The organism is Pseudomonas sp. KH_021 (genome assembly GCF_057838865.1).
In genome coordinates this window covers 189,290-211,143 of the sequence record NZ_JBYQOU010000002.1, presented here as the reverse complement: position 1 = coordinate 211,143, position 21,854 = coordinate 189,290, and the positions used below count along the sequence as shown (strand labels likewise).

Sequence of the window (21,854 nt, the reverse complement as noted above, 5' to 3'; positions counted from 1 at the left end):
TTGAACACCGTATCCCAGCATGACCATGCCCTTGATGGCGAAGCCCAGCGACATGCCATCGAGTGCCTGCTCAATTGCTATCTGCGCGAATACGCATTGCCACGCAACGAAGCGAACCTGAACTATCAAGCCCAGGATCTGCCGATGAGCCTGCGCCAGGCCAATGGCCGTTGCATCAGAATTCGCCTGCCCAGTGGCCGCTTGGTCGTACGCATCGACCGCGCCAGTCTTCTGGGCCGCTGCCACTACATCAGCGCCCCCTTCTTCAAAGGCAATAACCAGAGCTGGCGACCGTTGAACGCCCACGAACTGGCGCGCCTGCTCTGTACCCCGCTGAGTGGAGCCGACCGCGTCGGCGAGATGCTGCAACAGATCGGCAACAGCCTGCAGATCACCCGCACCTTTCTGCGGCATTCCTTCCCGGCCAACGAAACAGCCGACAGCCTGCTGGCGTCCGAGCAGCATCAGCTGTGGGGCCACGCCCTGCATCCGACGCCGAAAAGCCGCGAGGGTATCTCCCATGACGATTTGCTGGCCTGCTCGCCGGAAGTTGGGGCGCGCTTTCAGTTGCACTGGTTCAAGGTTGATCCGACGCTGATTCGTCATCAGGGCGAAGATCCGCGCAGCACGCTGCGCCAACTGTCGGGGCGCGAGGACGCCTATCCGTGCCACCCCTGGGAAGTCGCCCGCGTGCTTGCCGACCCGCTGGTGCAACGGGCGCAGCAACAGGGTTTGATCACCTACCTCGGCCCCCTGGGTCAGGCCATGTACCCGACGTCGTCGGTGCGCACGCTCTACCATCCGCAGATGGCCTACTTCATGAAGTTCTCGATGCACGTGCGCCTGACCAACTGCGTGCGCAAGAACGCTTGGTATGAACTCGACAGCGCCGTCGCCCTCACTCGCCTGCTCGGCCCCATCATGAGCGAGTTGGCGACGCAACAACCGGGCTTCATGTTGATGCCCGAACCCTGCGCCACCAGCCTGGACCTCAGCGCCCTGGGTACGCTGGAGGAGGCCCGCGAAGTCACCGAATGTTTCGGTATCGTTTACCGGGAAAACCTTCCCGTCGCCGAACGCGAGCGTTATCAGCCGCAAGTGGCAATGGCGCTGTTTACCTGGGATCAACAAAGTCGCAGTGTCTGCCACCCACAGGTACAGCGTTACGCCGACAACACGGACCTGACCATTGAGCAAGCCACGCTGAACTGGCTGGATGCCTATGCCAGTCAGATGCTCGGCGGTGTGCTGTATTGCCTGTTCCGTCAGGGCGTGGCGCTGGAGCCGCATTTGCAGAACACGGTCATCGGCTTCGCTGAAAACGGCCTGCCCAGTCAGGTCTGGATTCGCGATCTGGAAGGTACCAAGCTGGTCCCTGAAATCTGGCCCGCTGAACGCCTGAGTGCGCTGGATGAACGTACCCGCAGCTCGGTGTACTACAGCGCGCAAAAGGCCTGGCAACGAGTGGGCTACTGCGCACTGGTGAACAATCTCGGCGAAGCGATCTTCCATCTGGCCAACGGCAGCGGCGCGCTGGAACAACAATTGTGGGACCGAATCGGCGCCCTGCTGCACGCGCAATCCACGCGTCTGGGCCATCCGACAGAACTGCGTGAGTTGTGCGCCGGCGCGCCCTTCCCAAGCAAGGAAAACTTCATGACGCGCCTGATGATGCGCGCTGACCGCGAGGCCGGTTACACCTTACTGCCCAGCCCGCTGGCGATGACTGAAAAGAGGAAACACGCATGAGCCTTCCTGCCTCCGTCACCCGACGCATCGAGCAGCTCAAGACTGAACACGACGCGCCATTGTGCGCCTACGTCTACGACCTGCCTGCCCTTGAACGGCACGTAAAGGCAATGCGTCAGGTACTGCCCGAAAACTGCGAATTGTTCTACGCCGCCAAGGCCAACCCGGAAGCCCTGGTGCTGAAAACCCTGGCGCCGTGGGTGGACGGATTCGAGGCTGCCTCCGGCGGCGAGCTGACGTGGCTGCATGAACAGTGCCCCGACCAGCCGCTGATCTTTGGTGGCCCCGGCAAACTCGATCGCGAACTGGATATCGCCCTGCAGTACCGGATTTCGGCGTTTCACGTGGAGAGCGTGACCGAACTGCGAAGTCTGGCGCGCATCGCCCGCGAACGCGGTGTGCGGGCTCCGGTGATGCTGCGGCTGAATCTGAAGCTGGCCCAGACACCGCAGAGCCGATTGGTCATGGGTGGCAAACCCACGCCGTTCGGTCTGGATGAAGAAGGTCTGGCAAGCGCCCTGCAATTGCTGCGCGAAGAACCGTCCCTAGAGCTCAAGGGACTGCATTTTCATCTGTTGTCGCACCAGTTGGATGTCGACGCGCACCTTGAGTTGATTCGCAGCTACTTCCTGACCTTCCGCCAGCTGTGCGCCGACCACGACCTGCAACTGCCGCTACTGAATGTCGGCGGAGGGATGGGCATCAACTATCAGGACGCCGCCAAGTCATTCGACTGGCCACGGTTTTGTCAGGGCCTGCAGGGGTTGATCAATGAGTACGACATGGGCGCGACGCGCATGCGTTTCGAGATCGGCCGCTTCATCAGCGCTGCCTGTGGTTACTACGTCATGCAGGTGCTGGACATCAAAAGCAGTCACGGCGAGTTTTTTGCCATCGGACGTGGCGGTACCCATCACTTTCGCACGCCTGCGGCTCAAGGCCACGACCATCCGTTCACCGTACTGCGAGGCACTCAGCCGGCACAAATCAGCGATCAGTCCGTGACGCTGGTGGGTCAGTTATGTACGCCAAAGGACGTCCTTGCCAGACAACAACCGGTGGCGCAGCTAGCGATTGGTGACCTGCTAGTATTCACTCTCGCGGGCGCCTATGCTTGGAACATCTCGCACCAGAACTTCCTGATGCACGAACCACCATTGAAGGTTTTTATCGAGGGCTGATTCCACGCATATCTGTGGTTGCTTGTCCGATGTGTCCTTCAAACTCTTCGGACAGCTTTCATCCTGCTTAACCGAATTTTCAACGGATGGGAAGTGGGTGGTGATAACTCCTTTCGAAGTCCCATAATGAGGCTTCGGCACTTGCCGATGGGGTTGCCGTCTGCCAGCGGACAACATGCCGAGATGACAATCCGGGTCATATGATGAGTGGGGCAGAGCAGTTTTGACACTCCCTGTGAACAATAGGGATAAACTCGCGATCTTGCAGTTTGCGTAATTGCACGTAGTTGACCACCCATTTGCATTGCATCTGACCATCTATTTGCATTCAACTTGACCGGCGTGCTCCGTTACATCGGCAGATAAACGAGAAACTGGCCTACGAGATCGCGCTGCTCAAGCGCATCAAAGTTGTCAAGCGCAGCGAGCAATTAAGCCCGGATCAAGCCAGCTTGCTCGACGATTTGATCGATACCGACATCGCTGCTATCGAGGCTGAACTTGAAGCGCTGCAACCGACGTCAACAGAAGTCAAAGTACTCCAGCAACCCAAGCGCGCACCGCTACCGCCGCAGTTTCCTCGAACCCTGATCCATCACGAACCGGACAACAGTTATTGCGAGTGCGGATGCGCCCTCAAACGCATCGGCGAAGGTGCCAGCGAAAAGCTCGACTACACGCCCGGCGTGTTCACCGTCGACCGCCATAGCCGTGGGAATTGGGCCTCTGAGCATTGCGAAACGCTGATCCAGGCACCGGTACCGGCGCACGTCATCGACAAGGGCATACCGACGCGGCCTGCTGGCCCACGTCATGGTGGCCAAGTTCGCCGACCATCTGCCGCTCTATCGGCAAGAGAAAATCTTCGGCCGTGCCGGGCTGCCCATTGCTCGCTCAACGCTGACGTAATGGGTCGGCTCGTGTGGCGTGCAGCTACAGCCGCTGGTGGATGCGCTGCGCGAATCCCCTCAAACAAACGCCCGGCAATGCCGGGCGTTTGTTCTTCAGGTCCGTACTCAGAAGCGGTAGTTGGTGCTCAGCTCCAGCGTCCGTGGCGCACCAGGCGTGATCAGATCCACCGAGCCATGCGCCGAGGCGTAATAGTCCTTGTCGAAAACGTTGCGCAGACGCAGGGCCATGTCCCATTTCGGCTGGTTGTACAGCAGCGCGGCGTCCACTGTTGTGTAAGCCGGCATGACCACCGTGTTATCCAATGCGGTGTAGCGATCATCGACATAGTTGGCCCCCATGCCCACACGCCAGGTTTGTGTCAGCGAACGCACCAACCACAGGTTGGCGCTGTGGCGTGGCGTCAAGGTGGGTACCTGGCCTTCGTTGGCGACACCGTTGGTGCGGCTGTTGGACTTGGTGATCTCGGCATCCAGATAGGCGTAACCGGCATAGACCTGCCATTTGTCACTCAACTGCCCGCTGGCGGTCAGCTCAAGGCCATCGGTGCGCTGCTCACCCGCAAGCACCAGTTTGGTCGGGTTCGCCGGATCGCTGGTTTTCATATTGGTGCGTTCCAGACGGAACAGCGCCGCCGTCAACGCCAGGCGATTGTCGAGCAGATCCCACTTGCCGCCGATCTCGAAGTTGGTGGTCTCCTCGGGTTCGAGATCCTGGTTCGTCGTACTCAGGGCGAACATCTCGGCGGAGGGTTGGTAGGAGCGGCTCACCGAGACGTAATAGGACTGCACTTGATCAGGCTGATAGACCAGACCGACTCGCGGGCTCCAGGTAGTATCGGTGCGCGACAGCTTGCTGTGCGTCAGGTCATCGGCGTATTCCTGGTCGAACACGTCATAACGCACACCCAGCAGAGCCTTCCATTGCGGGGCCAGTTCGATCAGGTCCTGCACGTAGAACCCGGCAGTGTCCTGGGTATTGGTGCCCTTGGCGGTTTGTCGGTTGGCCTGGAACGGCACGTCGACCAAGGCATCGCGGTACACCGGCACCCTGGCCACATTGGATTGGCTGAATACGGACTGGTCCTTCACCTGCCGCCCCAGCTCCACACCATAGAGCAGGTTATGGTTCATCCCGGCGAGCACGGCGCGCTGCTTGAGTTCGGTCTGGTTGAACCACCCGTCTTCCTTGCGCTGCACGTTGCCGCGGTTCAGTTTTACCAGCAGTTCACCATTGGGAGCAGTGACGAAACGTGTCGGGCTGGAGTCAGCGAGTGTGTTGTTACGATCCAGGTCGTAGTGGTAGTAGCGACTGGTATTGCTCAGGCTGAAATCGTCATTGATCCGGTAATCGACGCCGGCCGTGAACGAGAACACCTCGCTGCGGGTGTAGTCATCATCTGGATCAGCGGCACCGAAGCGCTTGTCGCGATCCACGTCGACCGGACGGTCGCCTCGTGCCGGGATGCCGAAGTCGATCAGGCGCTTGTCATACAGATAGGTAGCGCCCAGGTTCAGCTCCAGATCATCCGAGAGCTTGAAGTAGGCCGACGGTGCGATAGCCTTGCGGTCGATGTAGCCGTCATCCCGGAAGGTGTCACTGTTCTCCAACGCGCCTGTCACACGAAAGGCTTTATCGCCTTGCTGCTGATCGGCCCAACCGGCATCGAACTGAGTGCGTTTTTTACCCTCGCTGTCGACACTGACGCCGACCTCCTGCTTGGGGGCGAAGTTAGGTGTCTTGCTGATGCTGTTGATCAGCCCCCCCGAAGAGCCTCGGCCGTAGAGCACCGCGGCCGGCCCCTTGATCACTTCCACCCGCTCGACGTTGGACAGATCCCGGAAGTACAGCGCATCGTCACGAATGCCGTCGATGTACATGTCGCCAATGGCACTGAAACCACGGATGGTGACCTGGTCGCGCTGGCCGTCACCATTGGACAGGCCGATACCGGGGACATTCTTCAGCACGTCTTCCATCGACTGCGCCCCCTGATCCTTGATGACGCTCTGGGGAATCACGTTGACGGTTTGCGGGATATCTCGTAGCGGGGCATCGATCTTCAGTGCGCTCCTGCTCTCGGTCGGCATGTAGCTCTGCTCGCTGTACTCACTGTTCACAGCGGTTGCCGGTAGGGTTAGAGCAGACTCCGTTTCTGCCTGTAAATCAGGTACAACCAGAACGCCCAGCAACGACAGAGAGACTGGGTAAATGCGCGATCGAGCCACCATGGACACCTTTTGGATGAATTATCGCACAGATGATAACGATTATCTTTTGTAAGTAAATACATATCATTCCGATACAAATAATTGACGCTAATCAGAACGATCGTCTCAATTTAATCGATGGCCTCTGCGCCACGCGCTTGCCAATCTTCTGCTCTGGATCAAAGTCCATCGGGATATGCAACAGCTCTTCATGACTGCTCAACGGGGCCGGAAATTATCCGATTCAGCGGCGTCGCTGAAGGCAAGTGAGAGGATGCGGAACTCATAGGCTAGAGGGCGGTTTGGGTTCGCCTTGAACGCATTTTCAACATGCTCGAACAGATCGAGCTGGGGTTTTGCTGGGGGAACTGACATGGTTTGCCTCGGGTTACTAGGCTGATGGTGCAGATTCGAAACGCCCGAAGCGTTGTTGGCTGCGGGCGATTTTATAGTCGAGGGAGCAGGGCTTTCGTTAGGCGAGGGCACTCCACCCGCCGTCTGAAACTCCACAAAGAAATTGGGAGAGCTGCAGGCTCAGTCGATCATACGGAGAATGGCGGATCGCTCAGGGTGAGGTTTTGCTTCGGCCTGGACCTTGGCAAGGTCATCATCGTTCCCTTGTGGACCAAGTTGGTGGTCGCGGCCGTGATGCCCTTCGTGGTTGGGTTAGAAAACGCCGGCGCTGAGCTTCCGAGCTCTGGAGAAGCTGTTGTGGCCTTGGCCAACACCACAGGGGCACCCCAGGAGGCGATCCATGGATTCATCTCTTGGCTATCCGACTCGGATCAGCCTAGCGAACAATTTTCACTTGAGCGGCTCGTTGAGCTCGCTGGGGAATGGGAAGAAACACATGCTTGAACAACACCCCACCACACCTGTGGCCTGGCCTGACTACACTGATTCCGCGCCGGAGCTGTTGACCCTGGTAAAGGGGTTTCTTGAGGAGGCCCACGCTAAGCATAAGCTCCATCGTGGGGAGCCCGTGAAGACGACCAACAAAGGTTCTCATCGCCTAATCTCGTGCGATGCCGTCCTCTCGCAAGTTCAGTACAGGCCGGACCGCTATAACGCTTTGCGATTTGATTTCAGCCTCTACTTGGGCCATGGACTGTATGGAACGATCAGCACAATCAGCGTGATATCCGCGCTGCGTCAGGATCTATTGTCCAGGGTGGGAGCGGTCGTTGACCAATCTAAATTCGCCATCATGGACACAGGTTTTGAGGCGGTCCTGAGCAATGGTTCACTTTCGGTGTTAAGCGAAATGAAGGCAGCGGGGGCAGTGCTCAAGGCGCATCTGTGGGTTCGTGCCAGCGCTCTGGCCCCGACCTTGCGCCCAGAGTATTCTTTCGTCTCCTAAAGCATGACAGCAGACTGATCTGCCGGCATGAGGCCACCTGGCCATGCGTCGCGACGAGGACGGCAATCCGCTGACCAATCAAAAGCGTTGGGAGAGCGACATCGAAGCCAATTAGGTTGTTCAAGCAGGAACACTGAAGGACGTGTCCTTCCGCATGCGCCAAGCGACTACCTGCGCAACCGATTTCGAGTCGGATCTGGATGAGGTTCGCCTCATCGTCGAATACCCGCTCGCAGTGCTTTAAGCTACGTCGGCGAGCGGCCTCCACCGGCGCTCGCCTTTTTTTCGTACCAAGGAAGACGATGAGCCATCCGGCTCTACAACAGCCTATTTCTAACCATCCAGGGCCTGAAGAGGAACGAGGATGCTTAGGTTTATAGACAATTATGCTTGGCAGCATAAATTATAAACGCGAGCATAATTGTCCATAAAGCGGCCATCAGCCTCGGCAGGCGGCTGGCTTCTTTTGGAGAAAATGGGTGTTTACGGAGCGCGTTGCCAGGATTCCGAGCGCCCGACCTTGAGAGGGAAAGTCGAGCGCTCGGCATCTAGCAGAGATGCTACTTGGTGGGGTAGTCGGCAATGACTTGGTCGGTACCGGCCTTGGTCAATCCGGTCACTTGATAGGCGTGCTGGGTGCCACCTGCCTCCATTCCAGGCGAGCCCGCCGGCATTCCAGGAACGGCTATGCCGACCAGATCATTTCGCTTGGAAAGCTCGATGACCTGGGCAGCAGGCACGTGGCCCTCTACGAACTTACCATCGATCACTGCGGTATGGCATGAAGCCAGCTGCGGAGCAACGCCCAGTCGCTGCTTAACCGAGGTCATGTCGTGCTCAACATGATCGATAACCTGGAAGCCGTTCGCTTCGAGGTGCGAGATCCATTTTTTGCAGCATCCGCAGTTGGCATCACGGTGCACATCGATTGTCAGGGCATCCGCTGCTTGAGCGGTCGACGCTATGAACAAGGCGGCCAGCACCGCCAGGCGCGCCCCTTTGCTTTTAACTTTCATGTACGTGCTCTTTGCCATCGGCATGGGTGTGAGTTTTGGGGGCAGCTACCGGGGCCTTTTCCTCATGGGCATGCCCGGTGTCATGATGACCGGCACCGCTTTTCGCCTTTGAGCTATCTGCAGCATGGTGATCTGCACCGTTTGCAGGCTCAGCGGTATTCGAGGAGTGATGATCCGCACCGCCTGCAGCATCGCCGTGATGGTCGCCATTGGCATTTACTGCTGAACTGTCCGAAGCATGGTGATCGGCGCTGGCGCTTTTATGCTGCCCCTCATGGTTGTGCATCTGGGTTTCGCCGCCCCCATGCTCGTGACCGCCGCTTGATGCAACCAGGGCTCGATACTGTTCAGCATTAAGTTTTGGCAATTCGTTTAAGAATGCCACCATGCCCCAGATGTACTGATCGCCCATGCTCTTGCCCCAAGCAGGCATGCCCGTGGCTTTGATGCCATGCTTGATCACCCAGAAGGTTGCAGCCGGATTAGCATCGACACCGACCTTGGCCAGGTTCGGCGGAGCTGGATAGAGAGCTTGGCTTAGTTCGGTCTGGGCGACACCTGGGGCCAAGTGGCAGCCAATACACATGGAGTTGTAGTTGCCTGCCCCGGCACGGATCATGGCCTCGCCATTGAGGTTGGGAACCTGAATGTCCTGGGAGCGCACCTCAATAGAACGATCACGGGCCATCGACAGGAATGCATACACGGCTGGGAAGTGGGGATCATCGGCACCAACATTGACCAGGCCAAAATAGGCCCCGGCAACTACCGCAGTGCTTCCGACGACGCCCGCCGCCACTAAGGTCTTAATTGTTCTTTTCATGTCCGCCCCTTAGAACCATATGCGAATACCTGCTACAAATCGCGCCTCGTTGGTATCTTCCCCTTCGTCGCCGGCAAAATCGGCGGTGTTGCCATAGGTGCGACTCCAGGTGACTCCGATATAGGGAGCAAATTCACGAACAATCTCGTAGCGCAGTCGCAAGCCCACTTCGGTATTGGCCAAACCAGAACCAATCCCACGCTGAGGATCGTTTTTGCCGTAGAAATTCACTTCGGCTGTCGGCTGCAAGATCAGGCGATTGGTGAGCAGAATGTCGTATTCGCCTTCTAATCGAGCGGCGGTCTGGCCGTTCTCGCCGATGAAAGCGGTTGCTTCAGCTTCGAAGTTGTAGAGGGCCAAGCCCTGAATGCCGAAGGCGGCCCAAGTCTGCGGCGACTCCGGTTTGAAGTCCTGGCGGACACCCGCGACGACATCCCACCAAGGACCGATCGAGTGCCCGTACAAGGCCTGCAGCTCAGCATCTTCGGTGACGCCATTGGTGCGTTCGCCCTCGGAGCGGAGCCAGAGACGATTGATGTCTCCGCCGATCCAACCGATCGCATCCCAGGCTAGTGTGCTGCCTTCATCGGCATCCTGGTATTCGAGCTGGTCGAGCAGGAAAAAGTTGTTGATGGCACTGTCGTGCACCTTGTGGCCCGGCAAGGGCGGAAACGCGGCTTCACGATCTGCGTCCGTTAGAACCGGGATTGGGCTGCGGCTGGTGGTCCTTGGGGTCTCTGCGTCATCATGATTCATCTGACTATGATCCATGGTGCTGTGATCCATGGAATCCATTTGACCTTGCATAGCGCCGTGATTCATCTTGCTATGGTCCATAGCGGCCGGCTTGTTCTGGGCCTTTTGGCCCTGCTTCATCTGGCTGTGACCCATAGAACCGTGGTCCATTTTGCCGTCATCCTGCGACGGCATCGTGCCATGTCCCATCGCGGAATGATCTATTTGCCCGGTACTGGACGCACTTTGCTTAGCCGCTGGGGGCTGAGGCATCGAATGATCCATCGTTTCGGCTGCATTGGCCAAGCCGCCAGTCATCGCGCACAACGACGCTGTCAGCGCGATGAAAGTGGGGCGTGAAAACCTAGTGGTCATGGTTCGAACCCGCTTCAGCTTCGTTGGCGTCGTGCTCAGGCTTCTTCTTGTCGTGATCCTTGTCGTCATGGTCCATCGAGCCGTGATCCATTTTGCCATCGTTCATCTGTGGGCTATCTGAGGATTGCCCAGGCGGCTGAACTGCCCCCCTGTTTCCAGAGTCGTGGGATGCGGCTGTGGAGTGCTCGCCTTCACCGGCGAACGCAGCAGGCAGTTGCATCGCGCCCAGCAAACCAAGTGCGATGGCACTGCTAATCAAGGTTTTGCGCTTCAGAAATGTACTCATCAGAAATCTCCTTTACTCGTCCACACGAACTTCACGAAACATACCCATTTCCATGTGGAGCAGCAGGTGGCAGTGGTAGGCCCAGCGGCCGAGGGCATCGGCAGTAACTCGATAGCTGCGCTTCGTACCTGGCGGCATATCGATCGTGTGCTTGCGAACCATGAACTTGCCGTTCTCATCCTCAAGGTCACTCCACATACCGTGGAGATGGATGGGGTGGGTCATCATGGTGTCGTTGACTAAGGTGATTCGAACCCGCTCGCCGTACTTCAGGCGCAGCGGTTCCGCATCCGAGAACTTGATGCCGTCGAACGACCAGGAAAACTTTTCCATGTGCCCAGTGAGGTGCAACTCGATAGTCCGGCTGGGCTCACGGCCATCCGGGTCGGGAAAGGTGCTTCTCAGATCGGAATAGGTCAGGACGCGGCGACCGTTGTTACGCAGGCCAATACCCGGATCGTTCAGCTTGTGAGTCGGGGTCATGGTCTGCATATCGACCAGTGGGTTATTGGTTTCAGACGCCGGATGCGACTGCATGCCCCCGCCCATTCCAGCCATTCCTGAGTGGTCCATACCGGCCATTTTGCTGTGATCCATGCCGGCCATGTCGCCCTGGTCCATGCCGGACATCTTGCTATGGTCCATGCCCGCCATGTCACCTTGCATACCACCAGAGCCCATACCGGCCATCTTGCTGTGATCCATGCCGGCCATGTCGCCCTGGTCCATGCCGGCCATCTTGCTATGGTCCATGCCCGCCATGTCACCTTGCATACCACCAGAGCCCATACCGGCCATCTTGCTGTGATCCATGCCGGCCATGTCACCCTGGTCCATGCCGGACATCTTGCTATGGTCCATGCCCTTGCCGCCCTGCATGCTGCCGTGGTCCATGCCGTCCATGCCGCCCATGCTTCCGTGATCCATACCCATGTCGCCCATGGCGATCAGGGGACGAGGATCGATTTCAGGGACCGGAGCACTCATACCTTCACGGATGGCCAAGGTACCGCGGGCATAGCCGGTGCGGTCCATGGATTGGGCAAAAATCGTGTAGGCCTCCTGGTTAGCGAGCTCGACAATCACGTCGTAGGTCTCGGCCACGGCGATACGGAATTCGTCGACGCTGACCGGCTTGACGTACTGACCGTCGGCGGCCACCACTGTCATTTTCAGACCCGGAATCCGGACGTCGAAATAGCTCATGGCCGAGCCGTTAATGAAGCGCAAACGAAGTTTTTCGCCCGGCTTGAAGATGCCGGTCCAGTTCCCGTCAGGTGCCTGACCGTTCATGAGGTAGGTGTAGGTGTAGCCGCTGACGTCGGCGAGGTCGGTGGGGCTCATCTTCATCTCGGCCCACATCTTCCGATCCGAAACTGTCGCAGCCCAGCCGTTCTCGCTCACGTCGTTGATAAAGTCGCCCACGGTGCGCTTGTGAAAGTTGTAGTAATCCGACTGCTTCTTGAGCTTGGCCAGGACCCGAGCGGGATCTTCATCGGTCCAGTCAGACAGCATCACCACGTAATCGCGATCATAGCTGAACGGCTCAGGCTTCTTGGCATCAATGACCAGGGCACCGTAAACGCCGGCTTGCTCCTGCAATCCAGAGTGACTGTGATACCAATAGGTACCATTTTGTTTGACCGTGAATTTGTATTCGTACATGCCATCGGGCGCGATGCCGTGGAAGCTCAGGCCGGGCACACCATCCATGTTGGCTGGCAAAAGGATACCGTGCCAGTGAATTGAGGTGTCTTCGTTCAGACGGTTCTTCACGCGCAGCGTGACGGTGTCGCCTTCCCGCCAGCGCAGAGTTGGTCCAGGAATAGAACCGTTGATGGTCATCGCGGTTCGGGCCGCACCTGTGATATTCACCGGTGTCTCACCAATAAATAGATCGAACTCGGAGCCGGTCAGCACGTTGGGCTGACCAGGGCTGGTCACTGCCCAAACGGGTGTACGCCACAAGCCTAGGCCTCCGAGGATGCCGGTGGCGGCCAGGCCTTTAACGAAGGTTCGCCTTGAGGTTTTACATTGCATGCGGTTATGTCCAATCAGTCAGAGGAACCAGGGATGTACAACCATGACAACAGGTGATGAGCAGCTTCATCTTGGGAGGTTTTCCCTATCAGTCTTACCTGCTGCCGCTATTTTCAGATAGATTCGACAGCGAACTGAAGAAGCTGCCATATTCCAACCGCCTAGGTGATTACATTTCTGTAAGGTTGGTCACTTGTTAGCAATTAGCGTGATCGGTCGATTTGCCCTTGCTATCCGCAACTGGCGACTCTGCTTTCTGCTGCTGAGCCACTTGATAAGCTTCCATCGATGCTTTGCGGACCTGCTCCATACGGTCACCGCCACCTTCGGCCATTGCCAAAGAAGAAGCGGTAAGAGCGGCGACTACGAACAGGGCTTTGATTGGTTTCATCTGGATATTCCTCGATTCAGTTCAATAATCCCGGCAACCAGATTGGGTCGCTATCAGGAGTAGAGCTTCAGGCTCGAAGTAACATTAACGAGACCGACCTGTCATAAACCTGAGCTGAACATTACAGTTCTATCAGGTTTCTATTTCTTTCTTGTCGAGCCTCCACACTGCTCTGTAGTGTCTCCTCATGCCTTCATGAAGTCTGCGCGAATTCGTTGTATGGCATGCCTGGCAGCGATGCCTAAGCTTCTTCGGGTCAGTGACAGTAAATAGTTTTGTGAACACGCTCTCCTGCGAGCAGCTACCATGGTTATGGCCGAAACTATGCATCAGCGGACACAGCAACAGAATCAAGTAAGGCAATGCTTGGGAGAGGTGGCCGTAATGTTCACGGGCCACATACCCCCCCGATTACGGCCAGCATGATCAGCGCGATGCCAATCTTACTTTTCCAGAATGGCGGCTCAGCGCTGGAATGGTGATGGGAGTGGTCCATGATTCAAATCTTCGGTTGGTTTGAGGCGATATCGTTTGGCACAGTGAGATAGAATTGGCTCTACTGATAGCCAGTTGCTGACGCCTATCAATCCGAACTCAACGAATGTTCACTTTGCCGACCATCCCCGATTGGTAATGACCGGGGAGGTTGCAAGCGAACTCAAGACCGGTCGTCTTGGTGAAGGTCCACACCAATTCTTCGGTGGCTCCCGGCTCGATCAAGACGCTGTTCGGCTCGTCGTGTTCCTTGCTGACCATCTTTTTCCCACCCATGGCAGGCCCCATGTTGCTCATGTCGTGGGTGCCAGTCGGAGAAAGCGTTCCCTTCTGTATCATGGCTGCCATTACCTTCTGGTGGGCGGCATGAGCGGCGACCGTACCCAAGTTGAATTCGTGTAGCAGCGTACCCTCGTTTTTGAGCACGAAGCGGATTGTTTCGCCCGGTTTGACATCAATGCTCTTTGGCTCGAAGAAGCTATCGCCCATCTTCAATTCGATGGTGCGATCAACCTTTTGGGCATTGCCTGGCTGACCGATGTCTACATTAACGTAGTTCGGGCTGGCGATGGCTGCAGACGCGGAAAACATAAGGCTGGAAACGAGAAGCAGGAAAGCGGGCTTAGCTTTCATGGTGAACCTCGCAGGACGGCGTGGTTTAAAACGCCTTTGATGCTAGCCAGGCTGAGCTGCCAGCTTACTTACGCAAAAATTACATAGGCAGAGTTAGCTGAGATCAGGTGCGGCCCGGCACACAACGCCGGGGCACCTGGTCGTCGATTCAACGCCTTACGAACTCACCCACCATCCCAGCCTGGTAAGGTCCCGGAAGGGTGTGGACGCATCGGCGAATGTCCAGACGAATTCCTTCGTCGTCCCAGGCTCAACGAGGATGGCGTTAGGATCGTCATGTTTTGCCTCAATGACCTCCGGATATCCCGGAGGATCGGAATCGCTAGGGGCAGTGAAGTGCTCCCGCCAGACGATTGACTTCGCCTTGCCCGTCGGCGTCAGCGTGCCGTCTTTGAATAGCGCCGCCATCTCGCGTTGATGTTCCAGCTGCCATACGGCTTTGCCGATGTTGAATTCGTGCATCAGCGCCCCTTCGTTCTTCAATACGAAGCGGACGGTTTCGCCAGGCTTCACATCGATCGACTTCTGGCCGAAGTTAATGTCATCCATCTTGACGAAAACGGTACGCGTAGCAGGGGTTGCTTGGGCCTGTCGGCCAATGCTGGATTCACTGCCGGGAGTTTGCGCAAAGGCTGGAGTTGCCGCTCCGAAAAGAAGTGCGGTGATCAACAGTTGGAGACGTGAACGTTTCATGATGAAACCTCACGGAGGTGGTTGGAAATCTCATGCTACTCCCCCGATTCCTGCCGGGGGGCTTACCCCAAAACTACAAATTGGTCAGCTTGAAAAAACGCGGCGCCGTTGTGGCGCCGCTAGGCCAAAGGAGCAATCACGGAAGGCCTTGAAGGGGGATTCTTATCGATGGCACTCTTTGTCAGCCATCATTAGCTTGTGCTCCCGCATCATCTGCCCGAGGGCGTCATCCACCAATTTGTCGTGCTTTTCCATCCAAGCGAGATGCTCTTGCGCAGATATACCGGGAGCTGGGTGTTCGTTGTGAAGCTGGCTCATCATCTCGTCGAGCATCTTCATGTGCTCCTTCATGTGCACATGGCGCTGGCCAGGGGGAGCCTTCTCCGCCTGGATCAATACGGTTTCAGCCTTATCCCGCAGTTTTTCAATGCGCTCGAAGGTGCGATCACTCCCGCCTTCTGCCCAGACAGCTGAGGACAGCAGGAGCGAACCAACCAGAAGCAGATATTTAAGCAGTTTCATAAGGCAGTCTCCTCACAAGAAGCTGTGGCCGGCACCTCTGGTTGTTGTTCATACGAGGGCCGAGAGCACAACCTAGTGCTCATGCTTAAACTCTAGACAAAGCTACCTGACAGAGGCCTGAAACTAGGATTACATTTTTGTAAGCTTCAGGTTGGGGGTGTCATTTGGCTGCACACTCAGGTCACTCTAAATTTGGAAACCGCCCACATGAAACTTCTGGTAGCTGAAGATGAGCCAAAAATAGGCACTTACCTGCAGCAGGGCCTCACTGAGGCTGGGTTCAACGTCGACCGCGTCATGACCGGAACGGATGCACTTCAGCATGCACTGAGCGAAGCGTATGACCTGTTGATTCTGGACGTGATGATGCCGGGCCTGGACGGCTGGGACGTGCTGCGGATGGTGCGAGCAGCGGGGAAGGATGTCCCGGTGCTGTTTCTGACGGCACGTGACGGCGTCGAAGATCGCGTCAAAGGATTGGAGCTGGGTGCCGACGACTATTTGGTCAAGCCCTTCGCCTTTTCCGAATTGTTAGCCCGGGTCAGGACGCTGCTCCGCCGGGGCAATAGCTCGCCCACGCAGACCACCATGAAAATAGCAGATCTTGAAGTCGATCTGCTGAAACGTCGTGCCGTACGCAGTGGAAAGCGGATTGACCTGACGGCAAAGGAATTCTCGTTGCTCGAACTACTGCTGCGCCGACGCGGCGAAGTGCTTCCGAAGTCTTTGATCGCTTCTCAGGTCTGGGACATGAATTTCGATAGCGATACCAATGTGATCGAAGTTGCTGTTCGGCGTTTGCGAGCGAAAATAGACGATGATTTCGACCTGAAATTGATTCATACCGCCCGAGGTATGGGCTATATGCTTGATGCCCCGGAGTCGAAATGAACCATCTGTCACTGACAGCGCGCATGAGCTTGATGTTCATGTTTGCGGTGATCGCCGTCCTCACCGTAGCAGGACTGAGCTTCAATGAGCTCAGTCGGCATCACTTCAGAATGCTCGATCGGCAAACGCTGGTTGAAAAGCTCGAATCGACTCAGAAAATTTTGAGCAGCACACGTGGTCGCGCAGGTTTCATTGAGGTGCAGCCTCAGCTTAATGCCCTGCTGGGGGCGCATGAAGACCTAGCGGCGATCATCCTCGCAAATGATGGCACAGTGCTTTTTGCCGAGCCGAGGCCTTTCAATGTCCCCGAGAAATATCGACTTCACCCTGACCGCGGCATGTGGGAATGGCAAGAAGGCGGGCACATGTACCGCGGGATGACAGCGCAAGTGTCTGGCCCTTATCAGCCCGAGCCCCTCACAGCCTTGCTGATCCTCGACGTCACCAATCACATGCACTTCTTTGAGACGCTGCAGCGATGGTTTTGGATCGGGCTGATCATCAGCGCCCTAATAAGCGCCGCGTTAGGTTGGATAGTCGCTCGCAGTGGGCTGAGACCTTTACGGCAAGTGACCCAGGTGGCTACGTCAATGTCCGCCAGATCACTGAAAGAGCGTATCCCACTGGAGCCAGTCCCCCTTGAGCTGCAGAAGTTGGTCACCTCGTTCAACGCGATGCTTGCCAGGCTAGATGATGCGTTTGTTCGGCTTTCGAATTTCTCTGCCGATATCGCCCATGAACTGCGTACTCCGGTGAGCAACCTGATGACACACACAGAGGTGGTGCTCACCAAAAAGCGAAACATCGAAGCCTATGAAGAGAACCTCTACTCGAACCTGGAAGACCTGAAGCGCATGTCGCGGATAATCGACGAAATGCTGTTCCTGGCTAAATCGGACAACGGCTTGATCATTCCGGAGCTGACGCGTATCGAGCTCAGCGAGGTGGTCGCCAAACTGTTCGAGTACTACCACCTGCTGGCGGACGAGTGCGGCATCCACCTGACCGTATCCGGTTCAGGCAATGTCCTGGGTGACAAGTTGATGCTGGATCGTGCGATCTCTAATCTGCTGTCCAATGCACTGCGTTATACCCCCGAAGGGAAGACGATTTCAGTAACGATCCGTCAGACTGGTAACGCCGTCACCTTAACTGTTGAGAACCCTGGCGAGGCCATCAAGCCTGAGCACCTGGGTAAACTCTTCGACCGTTTTTATCGCGCCGATCCCGCCCGTCGCGAAGGCAATCCGAGCAATGCGGGGCTTGGCCTGGCTATTACCCGCTCCATCGCTGAGGCTCATCAAGGCAAGATCTGGTGTACCTCTGCCAACGGCTGGACCGCCTTCCACCTGGAGTTTCCGGCGTTATGAGGGGCACGGGAAATGGTCAGGGCTGGTCACACTTGGCCCTTGACTCCGAAAGTTGACTGGAAAGCACCGCGTTATCTTGCAGGAGGAGCTGCTTGTCAGTGGTCAACTCGGTCAGTTGGGTTTCAGCTTGGGTTAAGCGTTCCGCCAGCAGGGCACGCTCCCGCTCGCTTACGGCCAGGTTCGTCTGCGCCTCAGCCAAACACCGCTCGCTATGGCCATGGCGCTGTTCCAGTGCCTGATGCATTTGTTTCAACTCGGTGAGTTGAAGTACCACCTGCTCATGTGCGCTGCGGCTCTGGGTGAACAACTCCTGAGTCATAAGCAGGGTGCTCTGCAGACGCTCGTTATCCTGTTTCAGATGCCGCTCTTGAGCCTGCAGTTCGCCGAGGTTGGTGTGCTGAAGGAGTAGGCGTTGCCGGAGTACGCAGGGCCGCGAGGATCCAGCGCTCGACCACCTGCACACCGACTTCGACCTTGGCTTTATCCCTCGGCTTGCGGGCGCGAGCGGGTACCACCGCGACGCCGTAGTGCTCGGCCAGATCGCGATAACTGGGATTGATGTCCGGCTCGTAGCGATGCGCCTTGGCGTTGAAGCGATGCAGGTAATTGCCGGCACTGCCGCTGCTGATGCGAAGGCTGGCGGCGATCTTGCGCACGGACAGGCCGGCGTCGAACTTTAGGCGTAGTACCTCTCGGATTTTACGCATGGATAGACCCCTTGCATTCTGAAAAGTGGTGAGACACTCGGAACGAATGCAGTGAGCCCCCGGCGCTTTACCAATCCCCATGCAGCACACATCAGATTTGGGGACCTGGTAAAGAGCGCGATGTTTTCAATGGCGGTAAGCGGGAGGTAGGGCAGAGGCCCTGACTCTCGCGAACAGGGCATTGCATTCACACCAATTCCCGAAGCAATGTTTGAACCCCGAGTAACGCTGATGAGTGCAATCGACAACCAGGAAATCATCAAAACTGGACGTACCCCAAATTTGACCGGTAGCACCCTTGCCCTGTTTCTAACCTTCGACGGTCACTGGTATCGCGTCCGCACCCGACTCGAAACGCTGGGCAGATTCAAACGCCGTGAACGCGCGGAACAGCTCTTTCTGAGTTGCGAGGTGGCTGCGTGAGCCGCCATCACTGCCAAGTGGTTCTATTGGCAGGTAAAGCCATTGACAGTAGCGGCTGGCCTACTTCCCAAAGCACGGTATGCGAGAAGTGCCAAGGCTGCGAAAGCTATTCGGCAAACATGGGTCTGGCCTCCGGTGGAGTTGAACTGATGGCAATGGAGGCTGGACAAAGGCTTGCCTTGGTCTGGAGTTGCCCTGGCTGCGGTGTTTCAGTCAGCGAATCGACGACGCCGTTGGCTTCGATCGAAGCGTCCCTGTTCGTTGAGATGGACCCGCTCTGCTGGCGATGCCGAAACTGATCCTTGGCCGGCTCGCCGAGTCACTATGCTATTGGATGCCCCGAATCATTCGCTGATGACTCCATCCGTGATAACACTTTTTGCCTGAGCCCCGGGCGCACCTCTACTATCCTGATCCGCGCATCGAGGCGCACACGACCAGACAACGCAATCAGGACGTCAGCAAGATGAGCACTCAGCGTTTCGCCAAGTCGCAGATGGACACCTTCTATCCTCAAGCTCCCGCAGAGCTGCAAACGGAGTGCATCGTCGAGATGTCTCCCCAGCAGTTGATCGTCAAATACATGAACGACGGCGAGCTCGTTGAGTACATCGGGGAAGTGGAGGGGGAAGGGCATTACCTCATCAGGGGTAAAGGGTTCGAGGCGAGCGGCACGCTGCACCTGGCGGATGGTCGCCGGCTGGAAGGCAGTTGGAAGGAAGGCCAGCAGTATGGGATGTGGCGTATCTTCCTGGAGTCGGAGGATTGATCGCCTGATCGACGACGCACTATCGAGAGAGTCCTCCACGGGAAGATGAATCCGCAACGGTCGTGCGCAGGCCGAAACCGCCGGCGCCGACTGCGCATGCAGCTGACTGTTGTGCCAGACTACCGGATTCGTTGTTTATGCCGTCTGGAAAGTACTCAGGGAGAGCCAATGCGAGATGGACTGATCACCCAGCCTGATGCAGACGCAGCTCCCGTGTCCTTGACGGCCAACCGAAATACCATCGACCGCCTGCCCGGCGATGTCGTCTCTCTTAAGGTCATGCACCCCGCCATCACTGAAGCCGGCAACCCGCTGCTGCCAGTTGCCCGGGTGCGGATGATTTCCGAGGTCCGCTGAATGCCGCAATTCGTCCAAAATGGCCCATACATTCCCGAACGTTTGCTGCAGGCGCACGAAGAGGGGCGAGTGGTGTTCTTCTGTGGGGCAGGCATCTCCTACCCCGCACGCTTGCCAGGGTTCCGCGGCCTCGTGGAGGAGTTGTATCGGCGCCTTGAGCCGAATGCGAGTGGGGTGCAGAAACTGGCAATCAAGTCCAAGCAGTACGACACCGCCGTCGGACTGCTGGAGGCTGTAGTCGGGCGTGAGAGAGTTCGGCGGACTATGGCAAGCATTCTCACGCCAGACCTGAGCTCGCCCAAGGCAACCGCAACCCACAAGGCCCTGTTGAACCTGGGCAGGACTCGCGATGGGCGCACGCGGTTGATCACTACAAACTTCGACCGTTTGTTCGAAGAGGTGACTCCCGCGGCGACATTTCCGGTCCACGTCTTCCAAGCACCGCTGTTACCCGTGCCAAAAAATCGGTGGGACGGGTTGGTGTATCTTCACGGCCTACTGAGCGAGGCCCCCACAGCGAGTGAACTGGATCGACTGGTGATTTCCAGCGGTGATTTTGGCCTGGCGTACCTCACTGAGCGATGGGCCGCAGGATTCGTCAGCGAGCTGTTCCGCAATTACACCGTCTGTTTCGTGGGTTATAGCATCGCCGACCCAGTTCTTCGTTACATGATGGATGCTCTCGCTGCCGACCGCCTGCTCGGCGAATCGTCCCCGGAGATGTTCGCGTTTGGCAGTTACTCTCAAGGCGAGGAGGAAGATCGCTCCAACGAGTGGGAGGCCAAGAACGTCACGCCGATACTCTACAAGGAACACCGCCGTCATGCGTACCTGCACAAGACCCTGCAGGCATGGGCGGAAACCTACCGCGACGGCGTGCGCGGCAAGGAGCGCATCGTCGTTGAAAGCGCGATTGCTCGCCCTCTGGCAAGTACCAAGGAGGACGATTTCGTGGGCCGCCTGCTTTGGGCGTTGAGTGACCGACACGGCCTGCCTGCCAAGCGCTTTGCCGATCTGGAGCCGGTGCCTTCGCTGGATTGGCTAACGCCGTTGAGTGAGGCTCGCTTCGGCCATATCGACCTTGCCCGGTATGGTGTCCCTCCGAATACCCGCTTGGATAAAAAGCTTGCCTTCAGCTTGATGCATAGGCCCTTGCCTTACCCGCTGGCCCCCTTCATGTGCGTTGTAGAAAGCGACGGCGTCAGCGGTCAGTGGGATGCGGTGATCCGGGCGATACATTCACGTCCTCCGAGCTTGCTGGCGCTGTCCGCGCACTTCCTCCAGAAGGATTGCGGTACGCCGCAAATGCGTTGGTTAATGCTCTGGAAGGAGCGGGCGATCAACGCGTGGACTACTGGAGGAACCGGGTGAGCCCCTTTATCAACAACCTCTGGCCAAAAGGTCAGGAAGTTATGACGCCGGTGATTGCCGAAACCCTGTCCCGCTTGTGTGTAGCGGCAGGCGGAGCATTCCCTGAGGCTATGGAGATGCTTCGTGCGTGGCTACAACCGTTGGGGCATCCAGATACCGCGGTGCGTATGCTTCATAAAGCGGATCTCTGCAGGATTTTTCCTGAGCACGCTTTGGATTTTTTGAGCCTGGTGATTGGTGAGCAAACCCAGTGGCCACCCACCGATCTTTCCAGGTGTCTGGAGGCAATCCTGACCGCTGCGCCAGAGTTGGAGACGGATAATCGCTACGAACAGTTGGTGATATACCTACGCATGCATGGGCGGGGATGACAAAGAGAGGACGAGGGTCTGAAGTCGATCTTCAGGTTTCACTGAATCGGCTTACAACCGGCCGGAATGTCGGGAAGGTCCCCGGCCGCATGATCCGGCCGGCCGGAACAATCTTCCCATTTCCCCCAGCAGCCAAGGGTAGGCTGGCGCTGTACTGGGCGAGCTCTGCTGGATGTT

The 21,854-nt window shown here is 57.2% G+C and carries 20 protein-coding genes and 6 pseudogenes; 12 read left to right on the top strand and 14 right to left on the bottom strand.

Annotated features, from left to right (window positions below; genetic code table 11):
• From AC3IX4_RS29805 to AC3IX4_RS29795, 3 genes and pseudogenes are all read left to right on the top strand, one after another.
• The gene (locus tag AC3IX4_RS29805) at window positions 1-1,749 is read left to right on the top strand and encodes an IucA/IucC family protein (protein WP_489261655.1); all 1,749 of its coding nucleotides are present in this window, start codon (window positions 1-3) and stop codon (window positions 1,747-1,749) included.
• Complete coding sequence (locus AC3IX4_RS29800; protein ID WP_102599555.1) at window positions 1,746-2,930, top strand: type III PLP-dependent enzyme; 1,185 nt, start codon at window positions 1,746-1,748, stop codon at window positions 2,928-2,930. The genes AC3IX4_RS29805 and AC3IX4_RS29800 overlap by 4 nt, the downstream gene beginning before the upstream one ends.
• 320 nt (window positions 2,931-3,250) lie before the next feature.
• Window positions 3,251-3,836: pseudogene (locus AC3IX4_RS29795) on the top strand (transposase); the annotation flags it as partial.
• Between the two features lie 110 nt (window positions 3,837-3,946).
• On the opposite strand, the gene AC3IX4_RS29790 reads toward AC3IX4_RS29795, so the two are convergent.
• On the bottom strand, window positions 3,947-6,070 hold the full coding sequence (locus AC3IX4_RS29790) for a TonB-dependent receptor (RefSeq protein WP_489261422.1): 2,124 nt from the start codon (window positions 6,068-6,070) through the stop codon (window positions 3,947-3,949).
• Between the two features lie 198 nt (window positions 6,071-6,268).
• Entirely contained in the window at window positions 6,269-6,424 is a 156-nt protein-coding gene (locus tag AC3IX4_RS29785) for a hypothetical protein (protein ID WP_489261421.1), read from the bottom strand.
• A 379-nt stretch (window positions 6,425-6,803) separates the two neighbouring features.
• Between AC3IX4_RS29785 and AC3IX4_RS29780 the strand changes: the two genes are divergently transcribed.
• Window positions 6,804-7,409 carry a hypothetical protein gene (locus tag AC3IX4_RS29780; RefSeq protein ID WP_489261420.1) on the top strand — a complete coding sequence of 202 codons (606 nt, stop codon included), beginning with the start codon at window positions 6,804-6,806 and terminating at the stop codon, window positions 7,407-7,409.
• Between the two features lie 43 nt (window positions 7,410-7,452).
• Window positions 7,453-7,653: pseudogene (locus AC3IX4_RS29775) on the top strand (OprD family outer membrane porin); the annotation flags it as partial.
• A 316-nt stretch (window positions 7,654-7,969) separates the two neighbouring features.
• Here the strand turns inward: AC3IX4_RS29775 and AC3IX4_RS29770 are convergent.
• The 10 genes and pseudogenes from AC3IX4_RS29770 to AC3IX4_RS29725 form a co-directional block, all read right to left on the bottom strand.
• Window positions 7,970-8,425 carry a DUF411 domain-containing protein gene (locus tag AC3IX4_RS29770; protein WP_489261419.1) on the bottom strand — a complete coding sequence of 152 codons (456 nt, stop codon included), beginning with the start codon at window positions 8,423-8,425 and terminating at the stop codon, window positions 7,970-7,972.
• A complete protein-coding gene (locus tag AC3IX4_RS29765; protein ID WP_102599550.1) occupies window positions 8,415-9,248 on the bottom strand; it encodes a c-type cytochrome in 834 nt (277 codons plus the stop codon). The genes AC3IX4_RS29770 and AC3IX4_RS29765 overlap by 11 nt, the downstream gene beginning before the upstream one ends.
• A gap of 9 nt (window positions 9,249-9,257) precedes the next feature.
• Window positions 9,258-10,358, bottom strand: a complete 1,101-nt coding sequence (locus AC3IX4_RS29760; protein WP_489261418.1) for a copper resistance protein B — start codon at window positions 10,356-10,358, stop codon at window positions 9,258-9,260.
• The gene (locus AC3IX4_RS29755) at window positions 10,348-10,644 is read right to left on the bottom strand and encodes a hypothetical protein (RefSeq protein ID WP_489261417.1); all 297 of its coding nucleotides are present in this window, start codon (window positions 10,642-10,644) and stop codon (window positions 10,348-10,350) included. The genes AC3IX4_RS29760 and AC3IX4_RS29755 overlap by 11 nt, the downstream gene beginning before the upstream one ends.
• Window positions 10,645-10,656: 12 nt before the next feature.
• Window positions 10,657-12,684: a copper resistance system multicopper oxidase gene (locus AC3IX4_RS29750; RefSeq protein WP_489261416.1), complete on the bottom strand. Its 2,028-nt coding sequence runs from the start codon at window positions 12,682-12,684 to the stop codon at window positions 10,657-10,659.
• Between the two features lie 196 nt (window positions 12,685-12,880).
• Window positions 12,881-13,075 (bottom strand): co-regulatory protein PtrA N-terminal domain-containing protein, encoded by a 195-nt coding sequence (locus tag AC3IX4_RS29745; RefSeq protein ID WP_489261415.1) that lies wholly within the window; start codon window positions 13,073-13,075, stop codon window positions 12,881-12,883.
• Between the two features lie 285 nt (window positions 13,076-13,360).
• A pseudogene (locus tag AC3IX4_RS29740) lies at window positions 13,361-13,571 on the bottom strand (DUF2933 domain-containing protein); the annotation flags it as partial.
• A gap of 98 nt (window positions 13,572-13,669) precedes the next feature.
• Complete coding sequence (locus AC3IX4_RS29735) at window positions 13,670-14,203, bottom strand: cupredoxin domain-containing protein (protein WP_489261414.1); 534 nt, start codon at window positions 14,201-14,203, stop codon at window positions 13,670-13,672.
• Between the two features lie 148 nt (window positions 14,204-14,351).
• Window positions 14,352-14,896 (bottom strand): annotated as a pseudogene (locus tag AC3IX4_RS29730) (cupredoxin domain-containing protein).
• Between the two features lie 162 nt (window positions 14,897-15,058).
• Window positions 15,059-15,418, bottom strand: a complete 360-nt coding sequence (locus tag AC3IX4_RS29725; RefSeq protein ID WP_489261413.1) for a co-regulatory protein PtrA N-terminal domain-containing protein — start codon at window positions 15,416-15,418, stop codon at window positions 15,059-15,061.
• A gap of 207 nt (window positions 15,419-15,625) precedes the next feature.
• Here AC3IX4_RS29725 and AC3IX4_RS29720 point away from each other — a divergent pair, with 207 nt between their 5' ends.
• A complete protein-coding gene (locus AC3IX4_RS29720; protein WP_489261412.1) occupies window positions 15,626-16,309 on the top strand; it encodes a heavy metal response regulator transcription factor in 684 nt (227 codons plus the stop codon).
• Window positions 16,306-17,679 (top strand): heavy metal sensor histidine kinase, encoded by a 1,374-nt coding sequence (locus AC3IX4_RS29715; RefSeq protein ID WP_489261411.1) that lies wholly within the window; start codon window positions 16,306-16,308, stop codon window positions 17,677-17,679. The genes AC3IX4_RS29720 and AC3IX4_RS29715 overlap by 4 nt, the downstream gene beginning before the upstream one ends.
• A 16-nt stretch (window positions 17,680-17,695) precedes the next feature.
• On the opposite strand, the gene AC3IX4_RS29710 is transcribed toward AC3IX4_RS29715, so the two are convergent.
• Both AC3IX4_RS29710 and AC3IX4_RS29705 read right to left on the bottom strand, forming a co-directional pair.
• Complete coding sequence (locus AC3IX4_RS29710) at window positions 17,696-17,998, bottom strand: hypothetical protein (RefSeq protein ID WP_489261410.1); 303 nt, start codon at window positions 17,996-17,998, stop codon at window positions 17,696-17,698.
• A 103-nt stretch (window positions 17,999-18,101) separates the two neighbouring features.
• Window positions 18,102-18,266, bottom strand: a pseudogene (locus AC3IX4_RS29705) (IS21 family transposase); the annotation flags it as partial.
• A gap of 351 nt (window positions 18,267-18,617) precedes the next feature.
• Between AC3IX4_RS29705 and AC3IX4_RS29700 the strand changes: the two are divergent.
• The 5 genes and pseudogenes from AC3IX4_RS29700 to AC3IX4_RS29680 all read left to right on the top strand — a co-directional run bounded on the left by AC3IX4_RS29700 (window position 18,618) and on the right by AC3IX4_RS29680 (window position 21,677).
• Window positions 18,618-18,809, top strand: coding sequence for a hypothetical protein (locus tag AC3IX4_RS29700; RefSeq protein WP_489261409.1), 192 nt, complete (start codon window positions 18,618-18,620; stop codon window positions 18,807-18,809).
• 466 nt (window positions 18,810-19,275) lie between these two features.
• Entirely contained in the window at window positions 19,276-19,578 is a 303-nt protein-coding gene (locus tag AC3IX4_RS29695) for a hypothetical protein (protein WP_489261408.1), read from the top strand.
• 168 nt (window positions 19,579-19,746) lie between these two features.
• Complete coding sequence (locus AC3IX4_RS29690) at window positions 19,747-19,935, top strand: hypothetical protein (RefSeq protein ID WP_489261407.1); 189 nt, start codon at window positions 19,747-19,749, stop codon at window positions 19,933-19,935.
• Window positions 19,936-21,162: pseudogene (locus tag AC3IX4_RS29685) on the top strand (SIR2 family protein); the annotation flags it as partial.
• A gap of 140 nt (window positions 21,163-21,302) precedes the next feature.
• Window positions 21,303-21,677 (top strand): hypothetical protein, encoded by a 375-nt coding sequence (locus tag AC3IX4_RS29680; RefSeq protein WP_489261406.1) that lies wholly within the window; start codon window positions 21,303-21,305, stop codon window positions 21,675-21,677.
• Window positions 21,678-21,854 lie beyond the last annotated feature (177 nt).